The 24236-nt window shown below is 71.4% G+C and carries 29 protein-coding genes; 10 read left to right on the forward strand and 19 right to left on the reverse strand.

Features of this window, described 5'->3' with window-relative positions; genetic code table 11:
* Positions 1 to 57 precede the first annotated feature (57 nt).
* The gene (locus ACIA6T_RS14885) at positions 58 to 819 is read right to left on the reverse strand and encodes an HAD family hydrolase (protein WP_399446899.1); all 762 of its coding nucleotides are present in this window, start codon (positions 817 to 819) and stop codon (positions 58 to 60) included.
* Positions 819 to 1700 (reverse strand): GntR family transcriptional regulator, encoded by an 882-nt coding sequence (locus ACIA6T_RS14890; RefSeq protein ID WP_399446900.1) that lies wholly within the window; start codon positions 1698 to 1700, stop codon positions 819 to 821. Before ACIA6T_RS14890 ends, ACIA6T_RS14885 begins: the two co-directional genes overlap by 1 nt.
* Positions 1701 to 1860: 160 nt before the next feature.
* On the opposite strand from ACIA6T_RS14890, the gene ACIA6T_RS14895 reads away from it, so the two are divergent.
* Positions 1861 to 2049, forward strand: coding sequence for a hypothetical protein (locus ACIA6T_RS14895; protein ID WP_399446901.1), 189 nt, complete (start codon positions 1861 to 1863; stop codon positions 2047 to 2049).
* Positions 2050 to 2111: 62 nt separating this feature from the next.
* Here the strand turns inward: ACIA6T_RS14895 and ACIA6T_RS14900 are convergent, their stop codons facing one another.
* Positions 2112 to 3020 (reverse strand): FadR/GntR family transcriptional regulator, encoded by a 909-nt coding sequence (locus ACIA6T_RS14900; RefSeq protein WP_399446902.1) that lies wholly within the window; start codon positions 3018 to 3020, stop codon positions 2112 to 2114.
* 180 nt (positions 3021 to 3200) lie between these two features.
* Here ACIA6T_RS14900 and ACIA6T_RS14905 point away from each other — a divergent pair, with 180 nt between their 5' ends.
* Positions 3201 to 3386, forward strand: coding sequence for a hypothetical protein (locus tag ACIA6T_RS14905; RefSeq protein WP_030864209.1), 186 nt, complete (start codon positions 3201 to 3203; stop codon positions 3384 to 3386).
* Between the two features lie 175 nt (positions 3387 to 3561).
* On the opposite strand, the gene ACIA6T_RS14910 is transcribed toward ACIA6T_RS14905, so the two are convergent.
* Both ACIA6T_RS14910 and ACIA6T_RS14915 read right to left on the reverse strand, forming a co-directional pair.
* Positions 3562 to 4818 carry a GNAT family N-acetyltransferase gene (locus tag ACIA6T_RS14910; RefSeq protein WP_399446903.1) on the reverse strand — a complete coding sequence of 419 codons (1257 nt, stop codon included), beginning with the start codon at positions 4816 to 4818 and terminating at the stop codon, positions 3562 to 3564.
* A gap of 56 nt (positions 4819 to 4874) precedes the next feature.
* A complete protein-coding gene (locus ACIA6T_RS14915) occupies positions 4875 to 5507 on the reverse strand; it encodes an aerial mycelium formation protein (protein ID WP_399446904.1) in 633 nt (210 codons plus the stop codon).
* 177 nt (positions 5508 to 5684) lie between these two features.
* Here ACIA6T_RS14915 and dtd point away from each other — a divergent pair, with 177 nt between their 5' ends.
* Positions 5685 to 6110: a D-aminoacyl-tRNA deacylase gene (gene dtd, locus ACIA6T_RS14920; RefSeq protein ID WP_399446905.1), complete on the forward strand. Its 426-nt coding sequence runs from the start codon at positions 5685 to 5687 to the stop codon at positions 6108 to 6110.
* Between the two features lie 51 nt (positions 6111 to 6161).
* Here the strand turns inward: dtd and ACIA6T_RS14925 are convergent, their stop codons facing one another.
* The 6 genes from ACIA6T_RS14925 to ACIA6T_RS14950 all read right to left on the reverse strand — a co-directional run bounded on the left by ACIA6T_RS14925 (position 6162) and on the right by ACIA6T_RS14950 (position 10807).
* Positions 6162 to 7127 (reverse strand): YgfZ/GcvT domain-containing protein, encoded by a 966-nt coding sequence (locus ACIA6T_RS14925; protein WP_399446906.1) that lies wholly within the window; start codon positions 7125 to 7127, stop codon positions 6162 to 6164.
* Positions 7128 to 7137: 10 nt separating this feature from the next.
* Positions 7138 to 7575, reverse strand: a complete 438-nt coding sequence (locus ACIA6T_RS14930) for a Fur family transcriptional regulator (protein ID WP_399446907.1) — start codon at positions 7573 to 7575, stop codon at positions 7138 to 7140.
* 56 nt (positions 7576 to 7631) lie between these two features.
* Positions 7632 to 8207 (reverse strand): FABP family protein, encoded by a 576-nt coding sequence (locus tag ACIA6T_RS14935; protein WP_399446908.1) that lies wholly within the window; start codon positions 8205 to 8207, stop codon positions 7632 to 7634.
* A gap of 226 nt (positions 8208 to 8433) precedes the next feature.
* Entirely contained in the window at positions 8434 to 9315 is an 882-nt protein-coding gene (locus ACIA6T_RS14940; protein ID WP_399446909.1) for a hypothetical protein, read from the reverse strand.
* The gene (locus ACIA6T_RS14945) at positions 9312 to 10130 is read right to left on the reverse strand and encodes a hypothetical protein (protein WP_399446910.1); all 819 of its coding nucleotides are present in this window, start codon (positions 10128 to 10130) and stop codon (positions 9312 to 9314) included. The genes ACIA6T_RS14940 and ACIA6T_RS14945 overlap by 4 nt, the downstream gene beginning before the upstream one ends.
* Positions 10127 to 10807, reverse strand: a complete 681-nt coding sequence (locus ACIA6T_RS14950) for a hypothetical protein (protein ID WP_399446911.1) — start codon at positions 10805 to 10807, stop codon at positions 10127 to 10129. Before ACIA6T_RS14950 ends, ACIA6T_RS14945 begins: the two co-directional genes overlap by 4 nt.
* Positions 10808 to 11096: 289 nt before the next feature.
* On the opposite strand from ACIA6T_RS14950, the gene ACIA6T_RS14955 reads away from it, so the two are divergent.
* Entirely contained in the window at positions 11097 to 11459 is a 363-nt protein-coding gene (locus tag ACIA6T_RS14955) for a DsrE family protein (protein ID WP_385050533.1), read from the forward strand.
* A 10-nt stretch (positions 11460 to 11469) separates the two neighbouring features.
* On the opposite strand, the gene ACIA6T_RS14960 is transcribed toward ACIA6T_RS14955, so the two are convergent.
* The 8 genes from ACIA6T_RS14960 to ACIA6T_RS14995 all read right to left on the reverse strand — a co-directional run bounded on the left by ACIA6T_RS14960 (position 11470) and on the right by ACIA6T_RS14995 (position 16470).
* Complete coding sequence (locus ACIA6T_RS14960) at positions 11470 to 11730, reverse strand: DUF3099 domain-containing protein (RefSeq protein ID WP_399446912.1); 261 nt, start codon at positions 11728 to 11730, stop codon at positions 11470 to 11472.
* A gap of 87 nt (positions 11731 to 11817) precedes the next feature.
* Complete coding sequence (locus tag ACIA6T_RS14965) at positions 11818 to 12105, reverse strand: DUF1416 domain-containing protein (protein WP_004986406.1); 288 nt, start codon at positions 12103 to 12105, stop codon at positions 11818 to 11820.
* A gap of 42 nt (positions 12106 to 12147) precedes the next feature.
* A complete protein-coding gene (locus ACIA6T_RS14970; RefSeq protein ID WP_399446913.1) occupies positions 12148 to 12993 on the reverse strand; it encodes a sulfurtransferase in 846 nt (281 codons plus the stop codon).
* A gap of 128 nt (positions 12994 to 13121) precedes the next feature.
* Positions 13122 to 13229 carry a putative leader peptide gene (locus ACIA6T_RS14975; protein WP_399446914.1) on the reverse strand — a complete coding sequence of 36 codons (108 nt, stop codon included), beginning with the start codon at positions 13227 to 13229 and terminating at the stop codon, positions 13122 to 13124.
* Positions 13230 to 13426: 197 nt separating this feature from the next.
* On the reverse strand, positions 13427 to 14170 hold the full coding sequence (locus ACIA6T_RS14980; protein ID WP_399446915.1) for a DUF2993 domain-containing protein: 744 nt from the start codon (positions 14168 to 14170) through the stop codon (positions 13427 to 13429).
* A gap of 137 nt (positions 14171 to 14307) precedes the next feature.
* On the reverse strand, positions 14308 to 15327 hold the full coding sequence (locus ACIA6T_RS14985) for a hypothetical protein (RefSeq protein WP_399446916.1): 1020 nt from the start codon (positions 15325 to 15327) through the stop codon (positions 14308 to 14310).
* 3 nt (positions 15328 to 15330) lie between these two features.
* The gene (locus tag ACIA6T_RS14990) at positions 15331 to 15585 is read right to left on the reverse strand and encodes a MoaD/ThiS family protein (RefSeq protein ID WP_030864179.1); all 255 of its coding nucleotides are present in this window, start codon (positions 15583 to 15585) and stop codon (positions 15331 to 15333) included.
* 39 nt (positions 15586 to 15624) lie between these two features.
* On the reverse strand, positions 15625 to 16470 hold the full coding sequence (locus ACIA6T_RS14995; protein WP_399446917.1) for an alpha/beta hydrolase: 846 nt from the start codon (positions 16468 to 16470) through the stop codon (positions 15625 to 15627).
* Between the two features lie 226 nt (positions 16471 to 16696).
* On the opposite strand from ACIA6T_RS14995, the gene ACIA6T_RS15000 reads away from it, so the two are divergent.
* The 6 genes from ACIA6T_RS15000 (at position 16697) to ACIA6T_RS15025 (ending at position 24214) form a co-directional block, all read left to right on the forward strand.
* Entirely contained in the window at positions 16697 to 17464 is a 768-nt protein-coding gene (locus ACIA6T_RS15000) for a response regulator transcription factor (protein ID WP_399446918.1), read from the forward strand.
* A 42-nt stretch (positions 17465 to 17506) separates the two neighbouring features.
* Positions 17507 to 18529, forward strand: coding sequence for a LacI family DNA-binding transcriptional regulator (locus ACIA6T_RS15005; RefSeq protein ID WP_399446919.1), 1023 nt, complete (start codon positions 17507 to 17509; stop codon positions 18527 to 18529).
* Positions 18530 to 18661: 132 nt separating this feature from the next.
* Positions 18662 to 19801, forward strand: a complete 1140-nt coding sequence (locus ACIA6T_RS15010) for a trypsin-like peptidase domain-containing protein (protein WP_399446920.1) — start codon at positions 18662 to 18664, stop codon at positions 19799 to 19801.
* Positions 19802 to 19870: 69 nt separating this feature from the next.
* The gene (locus ACIA6T_RS15015; RefSeq protein WP_399446921.1) at positions 19871 to 20605 is read left to right on the forward strand and encodes a response regulator transcription factor; all 735 of its coding nucleotides are present in this window, start codon (positions 19871 to 19873) and stop codon (positions 20603 to 20605) included.
* A complete protein-coding gene (locus tag ACIA6T_RS15020; protein ID WP_399446922.1) occupies positions 20602 to 22059 on the forward strand; it encodes a sensor histidine kinase in 1458 nt (485 codons plus the stop codon). The genes ACIA6T_RS15015 and ACIA6T_RS15020 overlap by 4 nt, the downstream gene beginning before the upstream one ends.
* Positions 22060 to 22135: 76 nt before the next feature.
* Positions 22136 to 24214, forward strand: coding sequence for a pectinesterase family protein (locus ACIA6T_RS15025; protein ID WP_399446923.1), 2079 nt, complete (start codon positions 22136 to 22138; stop codon positions 24212 to 24214).
* Positions 24215 to 24236: the final 22 nt, after the last annotated feature.

The following is a 24236-nucleotide window of genomic DNA, read 5'->3' on the forward strand; positions in this document are numbered from 1 at the left end:
CGCCCTGGTTCACGGACGCACGACGCCACGGTCCGGAACGCGCCCCCGGGCAGGCCCTCATCGGCGGAGCAACCGGAGAACCGGCTCCAGTGAGTCCACGACCGCCGTGGCGCCCGCTTCGCGCAGGAGTTTGCCCTTGTGTCCGTTGCGTGCGTAGCCGAGGAAGGGGACGCCGGCCGCCCGTGCGGCGAGGAGGTCCGTCGGGGCGTCGCCGATCATCAGGGCGGTCGCGGGAGCGGCGCCCATGGCGTTCAGGGCCCGGTTGACGCAGTGCGGGTCGGGTTTGAGGCGGCCCAGTTCCTGGGTGCGGCCGTATATGTGCGGGGCGAAGCAGGCACCGAGGCCGCGGGAGGCGAGGTACTCGCGGACCACGCGCGGGGAGTTGTTGGTGGTGACGGCCAGCCGGGAGCCCACCGCGGTCCAGGTGCGGATCAGTGGATCGGCGTACGGGGTGGGCATCGCCGAGGCGGTGGCGCGCAGCTCCTCCTGGGTGAGCCGCTCCTCCAGTTCCGCGACCAGGTCGCTGCCGGGGTGCCGGCGGTCGACGGCGCGCAGGACGAAGTGCGGGTCCAGGGAGTCGCGTTCGGCGTCCGTGAGCAGGCCGTGCAGGCCTCGGCCCTCCAGCCAGGACGCCAGGTCGTTCGCCACCCGTTCCGCCGAGTGGCCCGCGAACAGGCGGCAGACGGGACCGTCGAAGTCCCACAGCACCACCCGGGCGTCTTCGATCAGCTGCCGCAGTGCGTTCGGTTCGTCGTCGGTCCCGGTCCCGTTCCGCTTCTCGGCCGTCACCGCATCGGTCCGCTTCGTCTCAGAGGTCACTAGGAGAGTGTCAGGTCCGTCGTGATGGTTTCCCAGAGGGCGTCGAACCACTTCTGGGATTCCTCCACGAACGCCCGCTCCCGCTGCCCGTCCCGCTTGACGAAGGGGAAGAGGAGGGACTGGGAGCCCAGGGCGTCGTACATCTCCAGGGTGTGGCTCTCCCACTCCTCCTCGCGCCGGGTCAGCATGTAGTAGCCGATCAGCGCCTCCTCCCCGTTGAGCAGGTACAGCTTCACCGGCGGGGTGAAGGGCAGCGCGCGGAAGGAGACCCGCACGTCGGCGCCGTGGGTGGCGCGCAGCGCGAGGAGGTTGTGCTGGAGCACGCGGGCCTGGGCGTTGCGCTGGACCAGCCACCGCTCGTGGACCGGGTCGTCGTCGCCGTCCCGGCCCTCGACCGGGACGGGGAAGGCCAGGTTGATCCGCCGGGAGGGCAGCAGGATGCGGACGTCGACCGACTCGGGGCGGATGCGGCCCTCGTGGATGTGCCGGACCGGTTCGCTCAGCGCCAGCATCAGGCTCTCGGCGGTCAGGCACACCGCGTCGATCCGTACGTGGGCCGTCGAGAACGCGTCCGTCAGGCGCGGTGCCAGTCCCACCATCGTCGGCTGGGGTTCCTCCAGGGCGGGGGCCGGTTCGGCGATCCGCGGCGGGCTGCCCTTGCCGAGGTTGCTGAGCAGGCCGTCCTCCCGGAGCGCGTGCAGGGCCTGACGGACGGCGCCGCGCTCCACGCCGAACTCCTCGGCCAGTTCCGCCTGGGTGGGCAGGCGGTCGCCCGCCTTGAGCTCACCGGACCGGATGCGTTCCCGCAGGATGTCGGCGATCTCCTGCGGCGAGACTCTGCTGCTGCCGTTCACTGACACGTTCTCCTGGGTCACGACCAAACGCTACAACTTTGATCCATCTGAAGGGAGTTGTTTGAAAGTTGTTTGTAAGTAGGGGCCAAGTGGGGACAACCTCTATAGAGTTGGTTGCCAACTTCTCCAAGTTGGCAGTTCTCTGGTTCCGCAGCCCCGATCCGCGCACCCGAAGGAGGAACACGCCATGCCCGTCCTCGCCCTCGTCTCCGCCGTCCTGGTCGTCACCGTCGAACAGCTCGTCCAGTGGAAGTACGGCGCGGCCGGCATCCTCGGCCTGCTGCTGCTCACCATAGGCATCAGGGCCAACAGGCCGGGGGTCAGCTCCGCCGGAGCGGTCCTGCTCGCGCTGCTGGTGGCGAGGCCGGCCCTGTGAGGAGCCGCTGTGAGGAGCCGCTGTGAGGAGCCACCACCGCACCCGGGGACCCGTGGGAGACGTCAGTCCGTGAGCACCAGCTCCGAACTGATCGTCTCCCACAGCGCGTTGAACCACAGGTGCGACTGCTCCACGAACGTGGTGTCCCTCGGGCCGGGCCCCCGCTCGAAGCCGAACAGCAGGGACCGGATGCCCTGCGCGTCGTACGTCTCCAGGTACTCCTGGTCGATCTGCGCCTTGCTGCGCGTCAGCGTGTAGTAGGCGAACAGCGCCTCCTCCCGGTTGAGCAGGTACAGCTTCACCGGCGGGGTGAACGGCAGCGCGCGGAAGGAGACCCGCACGTCGACGCCGTGGGTGGCACGCAGCGCGAGCAGATTGTGCCGCAGCACCTGCCCTTGGGCGTTGCGCTGCGCCAGCCACCGCTCGTGCACCGGGTCCTCGTCGCCGTCGCGCCCCTCGACCGGCACCGGGAAGGCGAGGTCGATGTCCCGGCTGGGCAGCAGCACCCGCAGGTCGACCTTGGCCGGTTTCAGCCGTCCGGAGTGGATCCGGCGCAGCGGCTCCCCGAGCGCCAGGGTGAGGGAGATCGAGGTCAGGCAGACGGCGTCGATCTCGACGTGCTCGGCCTCGAAGGCGGCGGCGATCCTGGGCGCGAGGCCCACGGTGGTGGGCAGCGGGGGCGCCGAGGGGCCGGTCGGCGCCCTGCCGGGGTCGGCGGCGACGGTCGCCGGGGCGCCCTTGGAGACGTTGGTGAGCAGTCGCTCGGACCGCAGGATGCGCAGTGCCTGGCGCACCGCGGGGCGCTCCACGCCGAACTCGGCGGCGAGCCGGGCCTGGGTGGGCATGCGCTGACCCGGCTGCAGCACCCCGGACCTGATCCGTGCGCGCAGTTCGTCGGCCACCTCGCGGTGTGTCCTCCGTGGCCGCTGCGGCTTCTTCCGTCCATTGACGGAGGCGTGTTCCGGGTCCACGGCAGAACACTACAACTTCCCGCCATCTTCGGGCAGTTCAGCGAAGGGTGGTTATAAGACTCTTCCAAGTGGCTATAACTGAGAGCAAGTTGGTAACCAACTCCTACAACCTGGTTGGCAGACCCAAGGGTTGGCCGACAGGGGAGGGACCGGGAGCCACGGACAACAAGGGGGACCGCCATGCCGCTCATCGCCATCGCCCTCGCGGCCCTGGCCATCGGGTTCGAGCAACTCGTCCAGTGGAAGTACGGGCCGATGGGAATCATCGCCTTCGTCGCCCTCACCGTGGGCATCAAGGCACGCAACACCACGATCAGCGGCATCGGCGCGGTCATCCTCGTGATGCTGCTCGCCCAGTCCGGCTGACAGCACACCGCACGGACCGCCGGCCGGGCTCCCTTCCGGAGGGGAGCCGGGAGTCCCGCCGACGGGCACCACCCGCACAACAACCACAACCACAACCGAACAGCTCGCTACGGATGAGAACCCACCCGCCGTCGGCGGAAGGAGGCAGGCAGCAGGAGCGCGGGAGCGACAGCGCTCAGAACACGTCCGGGCACCACGGTCGCCTGGAAGTACGCAGCAGGGCGTCGGCCTGACGGGCGGCGCCCGCTCGTTCTTCCCGGACCCGGCCCAGCGCGGCCAGTCGCACCGCGGACTCGTCCCCCAGCCACAGCACGGACAGCTCGGCGACGTCCAGCGTCAGATCGGCGCTCTCACCGGTCGGCACACAGACCCCGGTCCCGTCCGCGGACGCCTCCAGCCGGTAGCGCCCCCCGGCCAGTCCGGCCCCGTCGGCCACCTCCAGCACCAGCGACCCCGCGGCCCCGTACGTCCGCGCCTGGAGGGCCCGTACGACGTCCAGCATCCGCACCCACATCCAGTCCGCCTGCGTGGTGACGGCGGCGGCGCGCGGGTCCGGCAGGAAGTGCGGGAGCAGATCGTCGGGCGCCCGCCAGCCGCTCTTCACCCCGACCACCCAGTCGATGGAACACAGGTAGAGCCACAGCGCGCGCTCGGCCGCCGGGGTCACCCCGGTCAGCCACTTCACCCGCACCGTGTTCAGCGGCTGCTTGGCGTCACCCCAGTTGTCGTCCGCCGTGTAGGCGACCATGCCCTCGACCTCGCCGCCGGCCGAGCGGTACACCGCGTAGTACGGCTCGTGGAAGGTCGGGTGGAAGCGCACGGCGCCGGTGGTCGTCCGCCACCACAGCTCGTCCCGGCTGACGGCACCCGGCTGGATGCGGCGCAGCCGCTCGTGCAGCTCGGGGCCGAACTTGCGGACGTCCTCCGCGTCCACCAGGTCGACCCGGCCGCCGTCCTGAGGGCCCGCCCGGCGCGGGTCGAGACCGGCGCGCGGCACGTCGATCGTCCACTCGGTCGCCGTGGTGGCCGGGCCGAAGCCGTACCGCCCGTAGATCGGGTACTCGGCCGCGATCAGCGTGGCGACGACGTCCCCGCGCTCCTTCGCGGCGGCGAGGTCCCGCTCCATCATCCGGGTCAGCAAACCGCGACGGCGGTGGGTGGCGGTGACGGTGACGTTGGTGACGGCGTCGGCGGGCACGGTCGCCCCGCCGACCACCGTCAGCTCCTGCGCGAAGGACCGGAACGTCGCGACGCACCGCCCGCCGTCGAAGGCCCCCACCGACCGGCCGGGCGTGAACTGCGCCCGGCGCGCGTCGACGATCTCCTCGGACAGGGTGGGCTCCCGCAGGAACCCGACGTTCATGGCCCGTTGCCAGTCGGCGAACTCGGACTCGGTGATCGGACGTACGTCGACGTCGGCGCGGGAGGTCATGGGCTCACGGTAGGTCGGCCGCGCGCCGGGTGTCGAAGAGGTTTCCCCCGGCCCGCTCACACGAGCAGGTCGTCCACCTGCGCCTCCCCGTCCCGGTACCGGCGCGCGATCTCCGCGCCGCACTCGTCGGCCGTACGCTGCAGCCGCTGCCGCCGCCGGGACACCTGCTGCTCGTACCGCACGAGCCGCCCCATCGCGGTGCTCAGCTCCCCGTCCGTGCGGGCGCCCAGGTCGGACAGCTCCACCTCGGCGAGCGTCTCGGCCGCCAGCCGCCGGTACTCCTCGCCCCGCGGCGTCCCCAGCGTCACGTGCCGGGCGGAGGAGCGGTGCCGGGCCGGGGTGTCCCGCAGGATCTCCCCCAGCCGCTCCACGACGGACACCTCCCCCGGCGCGACGACCGAGGGCGCCTCCTGAGGGAGGCGCCGGGCCAGCTCCGCCCGCAGGATGTCGATCCGCCCCTGCAGCAGCCGCCGTACGTAACTGAGGTCGGCCTCGTCACGCTGCGCGTCGCGCCGCACCGTCCGCAGCTCGGGCAGGCTGAGCACGATCAGATCGTGCACCGCCCGGTCCTCGGGCAGCACCGGGCTGTCCGTGCGCTGTGCGGGCGGTCGGCAGAACTCCCGTTCCCCGATTCCCGCCTGGGCCGACGGGACAGCCCCGAGCGGCTGTCCGATCCCTGGTGTGCTCATATGCCTCAACCGTCCCCTCGACCGGCATGTGCCAGCATCGTGCCACCCCTAGCGGCCACATTGTGAGCGAGTGCCCCCGATCCGCCCCAGATGGGCGTTAAGGAGTAAAAATAGCCCGGCCGGGGCCCTCCGTGGGCCGCCGTCGGCCGCCTGTTCGCCGACCGGCATGATGGTCGTATGCGAGCAGTGGTGCAGAGGGTCGACGGCGCGAGCGTGGTCGTGGACGGCGAGACGGTGGGGGCGATCGAGGGCGAGGGGCTGTGCGTCCTCGTCGGCGTCACCCACGAGGACACCGAGGAGAAGGCGGCGCAGCTCGCCCGCAAGCTCTGGTCGGTCCGGATGCTCCAGGACGAGAAGTCGTGCAGCGACCTCGACGCCCCGCTGCTGGTGATCAGCCAGTTCACCCTTTACGGCGACGCCCGCAAGGGCCGCCGCCCCACCTGGAACGCCGCCGCCCCCGGCGACGTCGCCGAGCCGCTGGTCGACGAGGTGGTCGCGCAACTGCGCGCGCTGGGCGCGACGGTGGCGACGGGCCGCTTCGGCGCGAAGATGAGCGTGTCGCTGACCAACGACGGCCCGTTCACCGTCCTGCTGGAGATCTGAGCCGTACGGCTCGGGGCTGAACCATATGGCTCGGGACTGAGACCGTACGACTCAGGGCTCGACGACGGTCTCCTGCGCCGCCGCCGTCTCCCCGGCGAGCAGCCGCGCGTCCACCGGCACGTTCCGCTTCACCAGCGCCAGCGCGACCGGCCCCAGCTCGTAGTGGCGTACGGACGTGGTGACGAACCCGATCTTCCGCCCGTCGGAGCCGTCGTCCGCGACCCGCAGCTCGGTCCCCGCCACCGGCAGGTGCACCTCGCTGCCGTCCAGGTGCAGGAAGACCAGCCGGCGCGGCGGCTTCCCCAGGTTCTGCACCCGGGCGACCGTCTCCTGCCCGCGGTAGCAGCCCTTCTGCAGGTGCACGGCGGTGCCGATCCAGCCCAGCTCGTGCGGGATGGTGCGGTGGTCGGTCTCGAAACCGAGCCGCGGCCGGTGCCGCTCGACCCGCAGCGCCTCGTACGCGAGGATCCCGGCGGCGGGGCCGGCCTTCTCCGCGTACGACTCCAGCTCGCCGCGCGGCAGGAACAGGTCCCGCCCGTACGGCGTCTCGCGGACGGCGGCCCCCTCGGGCACCTCCGTGATGGACCCGGCCGGCAGGTGCACCACCGCGATGTCGGCGGTGCGGTCGGCGACCTCGACCCGGTAGAAGAACTTCATCGACTCCAGGTACGCGATCAGCGCCTCCTGGGTGCCGGGCTCGACGTGCGCCCAGACCGTCTCCCCGTCGTCGACCAGGTACAGCGCGTGCTCGATGTGGCCGTTGGCGGAAAGTATCAGCGCCTCGGTGGCCTGGTGCGGCGGCAGGTCGCTGACGTGCTGGGTGAGCAGCAGGTGCAGCCAGGCCAGCCGCTCCGGACCGGTCACGGTGACGACCCCGCGGTGGGACAGGTCGACGAAACCGGTGCCGTCGGCGAGGGCGCGCTGCTCGCGGAACAGGTCGCCGTAGTGGGCGGCCACGCCTTCGTCCACGCCCTCGGCGGGAACGGCGCCGGGCAGGGTCAGCAGGGGGCTCTTCATACGCCTAAGCCTACGACTCGGTACTTGAAGCCTTCAGGGAGCAGTCCTCGCACCGGCCGAAGATCGCGAAGTGCCTCATGTCGGTGTCGAACCCGAACTGCTCGCGCAGCTTGGCGGTGAACTCGGCGGCCACCGAGAGGTCGGCCTCGATCACGTTCGTGCAGTCCCGGCAGACCAGGTGGATGTGGTGGTGCCGGTCGGCGAGGTGGTACGTCGGAGCGCCGTGCCCGAGGTGGGCGTGGCTGACCAGCCCCAGCTCCTCGAGGAGCTCCAGCGTGCGGTACACGGTGGAAATGTTGACCCCCGACGCCGTCTTCCTCACTTCGCCGAGGATGTCGTCGGGGGTCGCGTGTTCCAGGGTGTCCACGGCTTCGAGCACCAGCTGCCGCTGCGGGGTCAGCCGGTAGCCGCGCTGCCTGAGGTCGCTCTTCCAGTCGGTGCTCACCACACCCACGAGTCTAGGGGGTGTCGTCCGGATCGGGCCGGAACCTCTTGGACGGGGGCCTACTTGAAGAAGGCGATCCCGTCGTCGGGCATGTCGTCGGGCAGGGCCTTGGCCCAGCGCTCGACCTCCTCCGGGGTGACGACCTTCTTCAGGTGCGCCGACATGTAGGGGCGCAGCTCGACCTCGGGGGTCTGCTTCTCGCCGACCCACATCAGGTCGCTCTTGACGTAGCCGTACAGCCGCTTGCCGCCGTTGTAGGGGCCCGAGGCGGCGGTGCGCGCGACCGCGTCCGTCACCAGGTCGATCTGCGGCTTCTGGTGGGCGAGCTCGCCGTACCAGATCTCGATGACGCCGTCGTCGCGGGTCATCGTCACCTCGACCTTGCGGTCCGCGTCGATCCGCCAGAAGCCGTGCTCCGACTCCAGCGGGCGGACCTTGTTGCCGTCGCCGTCCAGCACCCAGGTGTGGGAGGCGTACTCCAGGAAGTCCCGGCCGTCGTGGGCGAACGTGACCTCCTGGCCGAAGTTGCACTTCTCGGCACCGGGGAAGTCGTGCACGCCCGCGCCGGCCCAGTCGCCGAGCAGGAAGGCGAGCGGGACGAGGTCCTTGTGCAGGTCGGACGGGATCTCGATCATGAGCGGAACTTCCTGGCGTCGGTGATCAGCGCTGGCCCTGGTACAGCTTCTTCACGGTCAGCCCGGCGAAGGCGAGGACGCCGACGGCGACCAGGACCAACAGAATGCTGAAGAAGAGTTCCACGGAGTGCTCCTTGGGCGGGGGTGCGGTGGTGTGCACAGGGCCGGACCCCAGCTTACGCGGCCGGGTCCGGCCCCTGTCGTGCGAGGTGGTGCCTGCCGTGCCTCAGCCCAGCAGCTGGCTCTGCAGCACGACCGTCTGCCGGAACGGCACGGCGGGCGCGGTGCCCTTCCGGGACTGCAGCACGACGGCGAGGACGTCACCGGCGGCGAGGTAGGCCTGGCGGTCCTGTTCCTCCCCGTACGGCTCGGTCTCGACCTGGGCCGAGCGCTGGACCCCCGCGACCTCCGACTCCACCGGGAACGACTCGTCGTTGTCGGTGAAGTCGGCGCCCTTCACCGAGTAGGCCGAGGTGTACGAGAAGTGGGGCTTGAAGAAGGCGTCCTCCACCACGGCCGCGGTGTCGAACCGCAGCAGGTAGATCCTCGTCCGGGTGCCGTCCCCGGTCGTCCAGCCGCGGGCCGCGATGTGCCGCAGCCCGGCGTCGACGAGTTCCTGCCGGAAGGTGTCCCGGTCGTCGTCCTCCGCGTACTCCTCGAGGAAGTCGTCCGTCGCCAGCCAGCCGTCCTCGCCGCGCAGCGCCTTGTTCTCCTCGGCGCCCGCCGGGGCGGGCAGCAGGAGGGCGCGCAGGTCGGCGTGGTGGGTGCCGGCCGGGTTGGACTCCGCCTGCGGTCCGGGGCTGCCGGCGGGCAGCGGCGGCTTCGTCAGCTCCGGGTAGTCCCACCGCCCGTCGGACGCGGTCGCCAGGCCGGGTACGTCCGTCCGTTCCATCCGGGTGATCCCGTACGCCGTGCCCGCGCCGGCCACGGCGAAGACCACGACGGCGGCGGTCCAGCGCAGGGCGGCACGCAGCACCCGGCGGTCCTTGCGCGGCGGCGGCCCGGGATCGGCCACCGCCTCCGGTACATCCGGTGCGGCCGGTACATCCGGTGCGGCCGGTGGCTCCGTGGGCGGGGCGGGTACGAGGCTCTGCGGCTGCTCGGTCATACGGCCTTCCCCGGTTCGTCGATACGGTCGAGCTGCTCGCGGAACAGTGCGGCGACACTCTTGGTGTCCAGCGGCTTCGCACCGTCCGCGGTGAGGGTGACCAGGACGTTCCCGACACGGGCGGAGCACTGCATCATGTCGAGGTCGGTCTCCGCGTCCGCGGGCGGCAGGAAGCACCGGGCGTCCTTGTGGCCCTTGATCTCCGGCCCCTCGCGGAAGATGTCGAGGGCCTCGAGGAACTCGGTCTGGAACCGCGCGAAGTCCCGCACGGCCGCCTTGTTCTCCATCCGGGCGAGCACGATGCCCACGGTGAAGATCTCGTCCTCCTGGTAGATGCTGACCGACCCGCTGGTGTAGCTGCGCATCGCCATGCCCTCGATGCGCCAGCTGTCGATCTCCTTCTCCAGCCGCTTGCGCTGGGAGCGCGGCAGATCGCTCAGCGACTCCTTCTGCAGCGCCGTGGCCCGGCCGCCGCTGAGCTGCGCGTCCGAGCCGAACTCACCGAGGTCCGGTCCTCGAAGCCAGTTGTCGTGCCCGTACGGCACGAGCGTCCCGGCCAGCCCTTCCGGCTCGGCCTTCCTGTCCTCGGCCGCCGCCTCCTTCGGGAACTCCCACTCGGGCGCGGCGGCGTCGCGGTCGGCGCCGTCCACGGTCACGACGGTGTACCCGACGCCCGTGACGACGGCCCCGGCCAGCAGCACGGAGCCGACGACGGACGCGACACGGCCCCACCGCACGGGCCGCTTCAAGAGGGCCGCGGCGGGGGTGTCATCGGGGACGGGCGGAACGGGTGCCGGGCTCTGTGTCTCGTTCACAGCCGCTCCATCTGCCGCTCGGCCAGGTCCATGATCATTTTCTTGGGGACGGGCTTGATTCCGTACACCCAGACCTCCATGGCGATGTCGCCTCGCCAGGCGTGCGCCTCCGCGCCGTACAGGGGTTCGTAGCCGGGTTCGGCGTCGGGGCTGTGGTGGACGTACGCCCGGCCCTCCTTGGTACCGGGGACGGCCCAGCTGTCCGTGTCCTCCACGTCCTCCGCCCAGTACTGGCCGTTGGCGACGCTGTCCGCGGCCGCCAGGACCTCCTCCTGGCGGAACTGGACCAGCCGGATCTCCACGCTGTAGTCGTCGTCGAGCCAGCCGACGACGGCCGCCCTTCGGAACTCGTCCGTGGCCATCCCTCCGAACGTCGAGCCGGGCGTCTCGTAGTTACCGGCGTACTCGGCAAGGTCCATCCAGCCGTCCTCGCCCATCGGCCAGGGGGCCTCCTGCGTCCCCCGGGGCTTCTTCAGCAGCAGCTCGCGCAGGTCGCCGTCGGTCTTCACACGGCGGTCCCGGGCTGCCGACAGCGGCTCGGGCGCCTCGCCCTTCGACTGCGCGAGCACCGGCTGCGACAGCGACGGCAGCCTGGTGGGCTCACGGTCGGCCTGGACGAGGTAGCCGGTGCAGGTGCCGGCGACCACGCCGAGCACGGCCGCGGCGGCGATCAGCACGGCCGTCCGCCCCCGTCGGCGTTTCCGGGGCGCACCCGGAGCCGGGACCTCCGGCGTTTCCGGAGTCTCGCCCACCGGTGTTTCCGGGACCTCGATCACCGGTGTTCCCGGAGCCGGGACGGCCTCCGGTACGTCCTCGGTTCTCGGTGCATCCGGGGCGTCGGCTGCTTCTTCGGGTTGTTCCAAGACGTCCCCCCCACAGAAGGTGAAGCGCGCATTCCGTCCACGCGCGCACAGGAGACCCACAGGCGTCGGCCGAAGTTGTAGCGATCATGATTACGATTCGGTCATGGCGAAGAAGCTTGTGATCAAAGTGACCGCGGGAACCGACGCACCCGAGCGCTGCTCGCAGGCGTTCACGGTGGCGGCGGTGGCCGCGGCCAGCGGTGTCGAGGTCTCCCTGTGGCTCACCGGCGAGTCCGCGTGGTTCTCCCTGCCGGGCCGCGCGGCCGAGTTCGAGCTGCCGCACGCCGCCCCGCTGCCCGACCTGCTGGACACGATCCTGGCCACCGGCCGGGTCACCCTGTGCACCCAGTGCGCGGCCCGCCGCGACATCACCGAGAAGGACGTCGTCGAGGGCGTACGGATCGCCGGCGCGCAGGTCTTCGTACAGGAGGCGATGGCGGACGGGACGCAGGCGCTCGTCTACTGAGCGGCCCGCCCTACCGGGGCCGCTTCCTGCCGTCCAGCTCGTCCCACCACTCGTCGGACTTCGGGTCGCCGGACGGATCGTCCCACCAGCGGTCCTCCGGCCCCCGCCGGTTGGCGACCATCGCGGCGACCGGCGGGATGACCATGGCCACGAAACACATGCCCACGGCCGCCGGCACCGACCACAGCCGCACCACGCCCCAGGCCAGGACGAACAGCCCGATGCAGGTGCCCATCATGGCGAAGTAGACGTGCCGCCTGCGCGCGTACATACGTCCAGCGTAGGTCCGGGCACGCCGAAGGGCCGCACCCCGGGCGTCCAACCCGTGGGGTGCGGCCCCTCGGCCGTTCCCGTGTCCTCAGACCGCGATCGCGACCTCGGCCAGACCGCCCTGCTGGGCGACGACCGTGCGGTCGGCGGTGCCGCCGGGCACCAGGGCGCGGACGGTCCAGGTGCCCTCCGCCGCGTAGAAGCGGAACTGTCCGGTGGCGGAGGTCGGGACCTCCGCGGTGAACTCGCCGGTCGAGTCCAGCAGACGGACGTAGCCCGTCACCGGCTCCCCGTCGCGGGTCACCTGACCCTGGATGGTGGTCTCACCGGGCTTGATCGTCGAGGCGTCCGGGCCGCCGGCCTTCGCACCGCACATGTCTTACTCCTGAAGGGGTCTGGAAAGGTCGGTCGGGAGGGACTACTTGCCGGAGCCGAGCTCGATCGGCACGCCGACGAGGGAGCCGTACTCGGTCCAGGAGCCGTCGTAGTTCTTGACGTTCTCCACGCCGAGCAGCTCGTGCAGCACGAACCAGGTCAGCGCGGAGCGCTCACCGATGCGGCAGTAGGCGATGGTGTCCTTGGCCAGGTCGACCTGCTCGGCCTCGTAGAGCGCCTTGAGCTCGTCGTCGGACTTGAAGGTGCCGTCGTCGTTGGCGTTCTTCGACCACGGGATGTTGGCGGCCGACGGGACGTGACCCGGACGCTGCGACTGCTCCTGCGGCAGGTGGGCCGGGGCGAGCAGCTTGCCGGAGAACTCGTCGGGCGAGCGCACGTCGACCAGGTTCTGGCTGCCGATGGCGGCCACGACGTCGTCGCGGAAGGCGCGGATGGACGCGTCCTGCGGCTTGGCCTTGTAGTCGGTCTTCGGGCGCTCCGGCACCTCGTCGCCGGGGACCAGCTCGCGGGCGTCGAGCTCCCACTTCTTGCGGCCGCCGTCGAGGAGCTTGACGTTCTCGTGGCCGTACAGCTTGAAGTACCAGTAGGCGTACGAGGCGAACCAGTTGTTGTTGCCGCCGTAGAGGACGACCGTGTGGTCGTTGCCGATGCCCTTGTCCGACAGGAGCTTCTCGAAGCCGGCCTGGTCGACGAAGTCACGGCGGACCGGGTCCTGCAGGTCCTTGGTCCAGTCGATCCGGATCGCGTTCTTGATGTGGTTCTTCTCGTAGGCGGACGTGTCCTCGTCCACCTCGACGATGGCGATGGTCGGGTCGTCCAGGTGCTCCTGGACCCAGTCGGCGTCGACCAGGACGTCGCTGCGGCTCATGCTTGTTCTCCTCCGGGGCAGTTGCGGCGGGGCGTGCGGGTGAGAGGGTGCGCGCGGCCTCACGGGGTCGGCGCACGGGTGCCCTCAGCGGGGGGGGGCGGGGCGGGAACGCGGACGTCGACGTCCGCTCAGAAGGAACGACAGAGCATGGCGGCGACACGGCACAGGTCCACTGCCCGCCGCTTCGTGAGATCCGCCTGTCCTCGCGACCGGAGGACGCTCGTCTGATGCTGCATGGGTCCGATCGTAAGGAGGGAGGGGCGGGCATGTCACCGGCGTGTCGCATGGTGAGACGGGATCGTCCACCATGCGGGATGACGCATCGCGGAAGCGTCCCTCCACGCTCCGCGGTCCCTTCGCGCCCCTCTCTCACATCTGCTCTACGGACGTCCCCGTCTCGCCTGTCGGACAGCTTCCCCCGTCAAACCACTCCCTACCCGACCAGACGGACGTCGGAACCCTTCACCGTGATGTCCACGCCGTTCTCCGCCGCCTCGACCTTGTCCAGCCGGATGCCGCCGGGCAGTCCGTCGATCCTCTGCTCGAAGTCGGTGACCCGCCGCACGCCGGACTCGACGATCTCGACCCCGCCGAACGCCGGTACCGCGTCGGCCTTCACGCGCACGGTGTCGCCGTCCACGACCGTCACGGAGCTGAGCACGGAGACCGGCTCGGGCAGCTCGGCGCCCAGCACGGTGGCTTCCAGCTCGACCTTGATCTTCCCGTTGCCGCCGTCGGACAGGCCGACGACCCCGGCGGTGACGCCGGGGGCCACCCGGCCCGGCTCGGACTTGCCGGCCGCCTTCAGCAGCTCGTCGTAGGCGATGGTGGCCGTGCCGGTGGCGCTGTCGGCGACGGCGGAGCTGAAGTCGGTGGAGAAGTCGACGCCGTGCATGTCCGCGCGCAGGTCGGCGATGCGGATCCGCTCGGCGCCGTCGCCGGTACCGGCCTCGTAGTCCTGGATGCCCACTTCCACCTCGTCGAGGGTGCCGTCGGCGAGCTGGGTGAGGAAGGGGAAGCCGTTGATCGACACGTCGGGGGTGCTCGCCAGGTTCTCGGTCGCCTTCAGGCGGTCCGCCGCCTCGCCCTCGGCGAAGTCGACGGCCACGCGGTCGACGATGACGAGGATTCCGCCGAGTATCACGATGACGATGAGCAGTATTCGCAGTGCGCGCATGCGGTGGCCCCCACCTGGCGTTTGACGACGGCGTTCGTCGACGACCGGGCGGCCGTCCCTGCGTGAGGGTAATGCCGAGGAAGGCGGGGGCCGGGGGATTGTGGATCACTTGTGACAGGAGGCCCGCCCGGCAGCCGTCAGGTGAGTACGCGGGCCAGGGCGTAGACCGCGGGGGCCGCCGCGGCCAGCGGCAGGGCCACGCCGGCCGTGAAGTGGACGAAGCGGGACGGGTAGTCGTAGGAGGCCACCCGGTGGCCGATCAGCGCGCAGACCGCCGCGCCCGCACCGAGCACCGCCCCCGCCGGACCGTCGACGGCGTACCCCGCCCCCGCCGCCGCCAGCAGCGCGACCACCACGGACACCGGCGTCGGCAACGGCAGCGCCCGTGCCACCACCCCCGCAGCCACGGCCACCGCGCCCACGGTCACCGCGGACGCGTCCGCCGCCAGGTACCCGCCCGCCGCGATCGCCAGCGCCGCCGCCACGACCGTCGCCATCAGGCCGTACATCCGCTCGTCGGGATCCGCGTGCGACCGCAGTTGCAGCATCAGCGACAGCAGCACCCACACCCCCAGCGTCCCCAGGATCGCCCCCGGCGACCGGTCGGACACCAGCAGCGCCGCGTCCGCGGCCAGCGCGCCGAGGAACCCCAGCGCGATGCCCTGCCGCGCCGGCCACATCCCGTTCAGCCGGAACCAGCCCGCCGCCGTGAGCCCCTGCAGCACCACCAACGGCACCAGCAGCGCGTACGTCCCCAGCGCCGCCCCGCCCGCCAGCAGCAGCCCCAGCAGCGCGGTGAGCGCCGCCGGCTGCATCCCGGGCTCGATGATCGGCGACCGCCCCTCGGCCCGCGCCCGCTGCGCGTCGGTGAGACGCGAGTTCCCGGCCAGCGTGGCCGGCCCGTACTCGGGTCCGGCCTCAGGAGACACCGGAGTCGGAGCCGGGTCCGGAGCCGGGGTCGGGGCCGGAGCCGCCGGAGCCGCCGCCACCGGCGGCTGCGTCTGCGTCTCCCACGTCTGCCCCTGCCACTGCTGCGTGTACTGCTGGTCCGCGTACGGATCCCCGTACGCCTGCTGCCCGGGCCACGCGCCCTGAGCGGCGGCCTGCCGCGGATCCTGGTACGACGGGTCGTACGCCCCGTACGGCTGGTTCGTCATCGCTCACCCTCCTGCGAACGGCGGAAGCACCTCGACCGTGCCGCCGTCGGCCAGCCGTACCGTCTCATGCGCGCGCTTCCCCACGGGATCACCGTCGACGAGGAACGAGCACCGCAGCAGCACGCGCGCGAGTTCGCCGGGATGCCGCCCGCGCACCGCGTCGAGCGCTCCGGCGAGCGTGGCCGCCTCGTACGCCTCCTCGGCCACCCCGGCCGCGGCCTTGGCTGCGGCCCAGTACCGCACCGTGACCTTTGCCATCTGCTGATCCTCAATCGGTCGACGACGAACACCGTCAGGCTAGCCCGCTCTGTCCACCACCCAGTCCCCGATCCGCTCCAGCAGCGCCTCCGGCGCCGCGTTCTCCGCGTGCCCCATGCCGGCCTCGACCCACAGCTCCCCGTGTCCGCCCGCGGCGGCCGCCAGCATCCGCGGGTGATCGAGCGGGAAGTACCCGTCCTGGTCCCCGTGCACGATCAGCAACGGCGTGGGCGCGATCCGCGGCACCGCCTCGACGGGTGACAGCGGCACCGGGTCCCACTGCCGGTGGTGGATCCGCGTCCGCAGCCCGTACCGCCCCACCAGCCGCCCGGACGGCCGGGTCACCAGCCAGTGCAGCCGCCGCATGGGGGCGGTCCCCCGGTAGAACCACCGCGCGGGCGCGCTCACGGAGACGACGGCGTCGACCCGGGTGTCCCGGCCGACCGCGGCGTGCCGCAGCACCACCGAGCCGCCCATGGAGAACCCGACGGTGGCCACCCGCGCGTACCCCAGCCCACGCGCCCATCCCACCACCGCCGCGAGGTCGAGCACCTCCCGGTCCCCCACGGTCGACCGCCCGCCCGACGCCCCGTGCCCCCGGAAGGAGAACGTCACGACACCGCCGTACCGCGCGAGGGCCCGCGCCGCCCGCCGCACGTGCGGCCGGTCCGCGTCCCCGGTGAACCCGTGCGCGACCACGAACACGAGATCACCGGAAGAACCGGTCCCCGGTTCGTATACGGAATCGATCGCCACTCCGTCCGCGGTGCGCAGGAACGTCCGCAAAGGCCTACCGCCCCGCGTTACGTCAGCCGTCTCGGAATATGGACGAATGGCGGATCGATCGGTGGATCGCGCCACATGACCTGCCGGACCGGTGCTCATGTCGGCTATTCTGCTGCGAAGAGGACTCGGGCAGTGAAGCCCCCGGGTCCTTTTGTGCTTTCGGAAGCGTTGTATACGAACGCGGGAAACCGCCGGTGTACGGGCCGTCGAACGCACGCAGCAATGCCGTAAACGTCCTCGCAGGGACCGAGGAGGAACCAGACGTTATGGGCGAGCGAACCGTGCACGAGCGAACGACGATGACGACCCGGGCCGGTGGGGTGCGATGAGCTCTCTGCTGCTCCTGACCAACGCGCTCCAGCCGTCGACCGAGGTGCTCCCCGCTCTCGGCCTGCTGCTGCACAACGTGCGGGTGGCGCCCGCGGAGGGCCCCGCCCTCGTCGACACCCCCGGCGCCGACGTGATCCTGGTCGACGGCCGGCGCGACCTCCCGCAGGTCCGCAGCCTGTGCCAGCTGCTGCGCTCCACCGGCCCCGGCTGCCCCCTCGTCCTGGTCGTGACCGAGGGCGGCCTGGCCGCGGTCACCGCGGACTGGGGCATCGACGACGTCCTCCTGGACACCGCGGGCCCGGCCGAGGTGGAGGCGCGCCTGCGCCTCGCCATGGGCCGCCAGCAGATCGTCAACGACGACTCCCCGATGGAGATCCGCAACGGCGACCTGTCGGTCGACGAGGCGACGTACTCCGCGAAACTCAAGGGCAGGGTCCTCGACCTGACCTTCAAGGAATTCGAACTGCTCAAATACCTCGCGCAGCACCCCGGCCGGGTCTTCACCCGCGCCCAGCTGCTCCAGGAGGTCTGGGGCTACGACTACTTCGGCGGCACCCGCACGGTCGACGTCCACGTACGGCGCCTGCGCGCCAAACTCGGCCCCGAGCACGAATCGCTGATCGGCACCGTCCGCAACGTCGGCTACCGGTTCGTCACTCCCGAGAAGCCCGAGAAGACGGAGAAGACGGAGAAGCCGGCCCGCGCCGCGGAGGACACCGAGGAGAGGGCGGACACCGCGGAAGCGGCGGAATCCAAGGTGTGATACGCCCTGCCCGTACCGGGTATATCCGCGTAGACTCCGCGCGTGGCCAAGGTAACCAGGGATGATGTGGCGCGGCTGGCGGGGACGTCCACCGCCGTCGTCAGCTATGTCATCAACAACGGACCCCGGCCGGTCGCCCCGGCCACGCGCGAGCGCGTCCTCGCCGCGATCAAGGAGCTGGGGTACCGGCCGGACCGGGTCGCCCAGGCGATGGCCTCGCGGCGCACGGACCTCATAGGCCTGATCATCCCGGACGCCCGTCAGCCGTTCTTCGGGGAGATGGCGCACGCGGTCGAGCAGGCCGCCTCCGAGCGCGGGAAGATGGTCCTGGTCGGCAACACGGACTACATCGCCGAGCGCGAGGTCCACTATCTGCGGGCCTTCCTCGGGATGCGGGTCTCCGGCCTGATCCTGGTCAGCCACGCGCTCAACGACCAGGCCGCCGCGGAGATCGAGGCGTGGGACGCCCGGGTCGTGCTGCTGCACGAGCGCCCGGAGGCGATCGACGACGTCGCCGTCGTCACCGACGACCTCGGTGGCGCCCAGCTCGCCGTGCGCCACCTGCTGGAACACGGCAACGAGTACGTGGCCTGCGTCGGCGGCACCGCGGAGACCCCCGCCGTCGGCGACCCGGTCTCCGACCACGTCGAGGGCTGGCGGCGCGCGATGGAGGAGGCCGGGATACCGACCGAGGGCCGCCTCTTCGAGGCCCCGTACAACCGCTACGACGCCTACCGGATCGGCCTGGAGATCCTCTCCGGACCGGACCGTCCGCCGGCGGTCTTCTGCTCCACCGACGACCAGGCGATCGGCATCCTGCGCGCCGCGCGGGAGCTGCGCATCGACGTGCCGGGGGAGCTGGCGGTCGCCGGGTTCGACGACATCAAGGAGGCGGCGCTCGCGGACCCGCCGCTGACCACGGTCGCCTCCGACCGTTCGGCGATGGCCCGCTCGGCGGTCGACCTCGTCCTGGACGACGGCGTACGGGTGGCGGGTTCGCGCCGCGAGCGGCTGAAGGTGTACCCGTCCCGGCTGGTGGTACGCCACTCCTGCGGCTGCAAGTAAGCGGGCCCCGGCCGGGGCTCCGGCGGCCTCCACCGCGGCTCCGGCGGCCTTTATATCGGGCATACGAGGTTCTGCCGGGCTTCTCAGCACACACTCAGCTCGCTCTCATGGTCGGGCGCGAGGCTCGGAGCCATGACCGAGAGCCTCCGCCCCAGCGGCGAGTACGGAAGCCCCGCCCCGGTGAACCCCGAGTGGCCGCCCCCGCCGGCGTACGCGCCGCCCCGGCAGTCCGCGTCGGAGTTCGCGCGGGAGCCCGCGCCCCAGCCCACGACGGCGTTCGCGCGGGAGCCCGCCCCGCAGCCCGCGTCGGAGTTCGCGCAGGAGCCCGCGACGGAGCCCGCGCCCCAGCCCGCGTCGGAGTTCGCGCGGGAGCCCGCCCCGCAGTCCGCGAAGAGGAAGCGTGCCCGGGGTCCGGCGGCCCTGCTCGCCGCCGTGGCGATCGTCGCGGCGGCCGTGGGCGGCGGCACCGCCTACGGCGTGCAGGAGCTGACCGGCAACGACACCGTCGCCTCCAGCTCGACCAGCACCAACGTCGTACCGTCGAGTCAGAAGGGCACGGTGTCCGGCGTCGCGGAGGCGGTCACCCCGAGCATCGTCGAGATCAACGCGACCTCGAACGCCGGCTCCTCCACCGGCTCCGGTGTGATCATCACGTCCGACGGCGAGATCATCACCAACAACCACGTCGTGTCCGGGGCCTCGTCGATCGAGGTGCGGACCAGCGACGGCAAGACGTACACGGCGGAGACCGTCGGCACCGACAGCAGCAAGGACCTCGCCCTGATCAAGCTCCAGGACGCCTCCGGGCTGCAGACGGCCACCCTCGGCGACTCCGACGGCGTGCGGGTCGGCGACCAGGTCGTGGCGATCGGCTCCCCCGAGGGCCTGACCGGCACGGTGACCAGCGGCATCGTCTCCGCCCTCGACCGTGACGTGACGGTCTCGACGGACGAGAGCGAGGGTCAGCAGCAACAGCGGCAGGGCGGCGGCTGGCCGTTCGAGTACGGCGGCCAGGAGTTCAACGGCGACACGGGGAGCTCCACGACCACGTACAAGGCGATCCAGACCGACGCGTCCCTGAACCCGGGCAACTCCGGCGGCGCGCTGATCGACATGAACGGCAACATCATCGGCATCAACTCCGCGATGTACTCGGCGAGCGGCAGCGGATCGTCCTCGTCCGACGCGGGCAGCGTGGGCCTGGGCTTCGCCATCCCCGTCAACACGGTCAAGTCGGACCTGTCGGCGCTGCGCTCCGGCTCGACGGACTGACGCGCCGCCCGGCAACCGTGCGAGGCTGAAGGCCTGAAACCGTAGAGAGCCGTGAGGAACCCCGAGCCCATGAGTCCCGCAGAAGGCGACCGTGACCCCCAGCGCATCCTGATCGTCGACGACGAGCCGGCGGTGCGCGAAGCGCTCCAGCGCAGCCTGGCCTTCGAGGGGTACGGCACCGAGGTCGCCGTCGACGGCGCGGACGCCCTGGAGAAGGCGGCGGCGTACCGGCCCGACCTGCTCGTCCTGGACATCCAGATGCCCCGGATGGACGGCCTGACCGCCGCCCGCCGCATCCGCGCCACCGGCGACACCACGCCCATCCTGATGCTGACCGCCCGGGACACCGTCGGCGACCGGGTGACCGGCCTGGACGCGGGGGCGGACGACTACCTGGTCAAGCCGTTCGAGCTGGACGAGCTGTTCGCCCGTATCCGCGCGCTGCTGCGCCGCAGCTCGTACGCGGCGGCGTTGGCCGCCTCCGCCGAGTCGGACGACGTCCTCTCCTTCGCCGACCTGCGCATGGACCTGGCGACCCGCGAGGTCACCCGCGGCACCCGGCGGGTGGAGCTGACCCGTACGGAGTTCACCCTGCTGGAGATGTTCATGGCGCACCCGCGCCAGGTGCTCACCCGTGAGCAGATCCTGAAGGCGGTCTGGGGCTTCGACTTCGAGCCCTCGTCCAACTCGCTCGACGTGTACGTCATGTACCTGCGCCGCAAGACCGAGGCGGGCGGCGAGCCGCGCCTGGTGCACACGGTGCGGGGGGTGGGGTACGTGCTGCGGCAGGGCGGCGCGGAGTGAGCGGGCTGGTCCGCCGCGTGCGCGCCCTGCCCATCCGGGCCCGGCTGTCGCTGCTGGTGGCGGCGGCGGTGGCGTTCGCGGTGGCGGCGGTGTCGGTGACGTGCTGGTTCATCGTGCGGGGCAAGCTGTACGACGAGGTCGACGACGATCTGAAGTCGTCGGTCATCGAGCTCCAGCCGGAGGAATTCCGGCAGCTCACCGACAACTGTGTCCAGGAGCCGGCCGACACCGGCACCATCGGCCCGCGCAGCACGCAGTACGCGCAGCTGATGCGCCCGGACGGCAGCGTGTGCCTGTTCCCGAACTCCGCGGCCGCGGTCGACGTCACCGGCGGTGACAAGAAGGTGGCCGAGAACCCGGACCCGGGCGAGGGCGTCTTCCGCGACGGCACCGACAGCGACGGCAAGCGGATCCGCGTCCTGACGACGGCCGTCACCATCAAGACCGGACCCATGGGCCGGGGCGTGGTCCAGGACTACGCCTTCGTCGTCGCCCTGCCGCTGGACAACACCCGGTCCACCCTCAACGAACTGGCGCTGGTACTGCTCCTGGTCTCCGGTGTCGGCGTGCTCGGCGCCTCGGGCGCCGGCCTCGCGGTGGCCCGCGCCGGTCTGCGTCCCGTGGACAAGCTCACCGAGGCCGTCGAACACGTCGCCCGCACCGAGGACCTCACCGTCCGCATCCCCGTGGCGGACGACTCGGAGGACGAGATCGCCCGGCTCTCCCGCTCCTTCAACTCCATGACGTCCGCGCTGGCCAGCTCCCGCGACCTCCAGCAGCAGCTCATCGCGGACGCCGGCCACGAGCTGCGCACCCCGCTCACCTCGCTCCGCACCAACATCGAACTCCTCACCCGCAGCGAGGAGACGGGCCGTCCGATCCCGGAGGCCGACCGCAGGGCCCTGCTCGCCTCCGTGAAGGCGCAGATGACGGAACTGGCCGCGCTCATCGGCGACCTCCAGGAGCTGTCCCGCCCGGACACCGGCCAGCACGCGGACCGTGCGCAGATCGTCGCCTGGCAGGACGTCGTCGAGTCGGCCCTGCGCCGCGCCCGGCTGCGCGGCCCGGAGCTGACCATCACGGCGGACGTCCACCCCTGGTACGTACGGGCGGAGCCGTCCGCGCTGGAGCGGGCGATGGTCAACATCCTGGACAACGCGGTGAAGTTCAGCCCCGGGGGCGGCACGATCGACGTGCGCCTGACCGACGGCGTCCTCACCGTCCGCGACCACGGCCCCGGCATCCCCGCCGACGAACTCCCGCACGTCTTCGACCGGTTCTGGCGCTCCCCGAGCGCCCGCGCCCTCCCGGGCTCCGGCCTCGGCCTGTCCATCGTGGCCCGCACGGTGCAACAGACGGGCGGCGAGGTGTCCCTGACCCGCGCGGACGGCGGCGGCACCACGGCCACGGTCCGCCTGCCGGGCGCCCCGACCCCGCCACCGGAGGTTCCCTAGCGAAGACGGCGGCAACCTTTCCGTGCCGGGCGGCGACCGATCGTCGTCCCCACCCCCACACGGAACGGATCGCCGCATGAGCGAGCACCGCAGCAGGGCCCGGCACCGCAGGTCCGGGAAGTTCCTGGCCGTCGGCCTCCCGCTGGCCCTGACCGCCGCCGGAACACTGGTCCACGGCACGGACCTGCTCCCCCAGCAGGAGGCGTCCGCCGCGACGGCGACCGCCGCCGCCCCCGCCTGGGCCACCGCCACCGCCGACGGCTTCGCCTCCGTCGACGCGCTCGGCCAGAACGGCACGTACGGCGGCCGGGACGGACGGACCGTCACCGTCCGGACGCAGGCGGACCTGGAGAAGTACGCCACGGCCGCCGAGCCGTACGTCATCGTCGTGGCCGGGACGATCACCATGAACCCGGTCGGCAAGGAGATCAAGGTCGCCTCCGACAAGACGATCGTGGGCTCCGGCACGTCCGGGCACATCGTCGGCGGCGGCTTCTTCCTCGGCCAGGGCGTCCACAACGTGATCATCCGCAACCTGACGATCCGGGACGCCTACCAGGGCGTCTGGAACGACAAGGAGCACGACTTCGACGCGGTCCAGATGGACGGCGCCCACCACGTCTGGATCGACCACAACGACCTGCGGAACATGGCGGACGGCCTGATCGACGTCCGCAAGGACAGCACGTACGTGACCGTCTCCTGGAACGAGATGAGCCACAACAACAAGACGTTCGGCATCGGCTGGACCGAGAACGTGCTGACCGACATCACGATCCACCACAACTGGATCCGCGAGACGGAACAGCGCAACCCCTCCACCGACAACTGCGCGCACGCGCACCTCTACAACAACTTCCTGGAGGACGTCCCCGGCACGGACATCAGCTCCTCCTACGGCAACTACTCGCGCGGCGGCACCAGGATGGTCCTGGAGAACAGCTACTTCCAGGGCGTGAAGAACCCGGTCATCAAGGACACGACGGCGACGGTCGTCCAGCGCGGCAACGTCTTCTCGGGCACGTCGGGCCGCAACGAGAGCGGCGGTACGGCGTTCGACCCGAAGGCGTACTACTCCTACACGCTCGACAAGGCGGCCGACGTGCCGGACCTGCTCAAGTCGGGCACCGGACCGCGGAGTTCCATCGGCACGACGGCGGCGACGCCGGCGGAGGCCTCGGCGAAGGCCGCGGCGGCCACCACGCTCACCGTCGCCAAGGACGGCAGCGGCCAGTACAGGACGGTCCAGGCGGCCGTGAACGCCGTCCCCGCGAACAACTCCTCCCGCGTCGTCGTCTCCATCAAGCCGGGCACGTACCGCGAGACGGTCAAGGTCCCGTCGAACAAGCCGCACGTCACCTTCCAGGGCACCGGCGGCAGCCGCAAGGACACGGTGATCGTCTACAACAACGCGTCGGGCACGCAGAAGCCGGACGGCTCGGGCACGTACGGCACCTCCGGCAGCGCCACGGTCGCCGTCGAGGCGGACGACTTCCAGGCCCGCAACCTGACCGTCTCCAACGACTTCGACGAGGGCGCCAACCAGTCCCTCTCCGGCCACCAGGCGGTCGCCCTGCGCACGGCGGCCGACAAGATCCTCCTCGACGGCGTGATCGTCGAGGGCGACCAGGACACCCTGCTCCTGGACACGGCCGCCAAGGACAAGCTGGGCCGGGTCTACGTCACCGACTCCTACGTCGTCGGGAACGTCGACTTCATCTTCGGCCGGGCGACCGCGGTGATCGACCGCTCGGTCATCACCCTGAAGAAGCGCTGGAACGGCACCTCCGCCGGCTACGTCACCGCCCCCAGCACGGCCGCGAACCGCAAGGGCATCCTCATCGCCAACTCGGCGGTGAACGGCGACGTCTCCGACCGCACCTTCTACCTGGGCCGACCCTGGCACGCCGGCGGCGACGCCTCCCTGGACCCGCAGACCACGGTCCGCGACACCACCCTCAGCGCCGCGATCCGCACCACGCCCTGGACCGACATGAGCGGCTTCTCCTGGAAGGACGACCGCTTCGCCGAGTACCGGAACACGGGCGCGGGTTCGGGTTCGGCGAGCAGCGACCGCCCCCACCTGACGGACTCCCAGGCGGCCGACCAGGAGATCGCCGACTGGCTGGCCGGCTGGACCCCCACGGCGTCCTGACCCCTCCCGGGAAAAGGGGGTG

The organism is Streptomyces sp. NPDC051740, assembly GCF_044453165.1.
Lineage (GTDB): Bacteria > Actinomycetota > Actinomycetes > Streptomycetales > Streptomycetaceae > Streptomyces > Streptomyces atrovirens.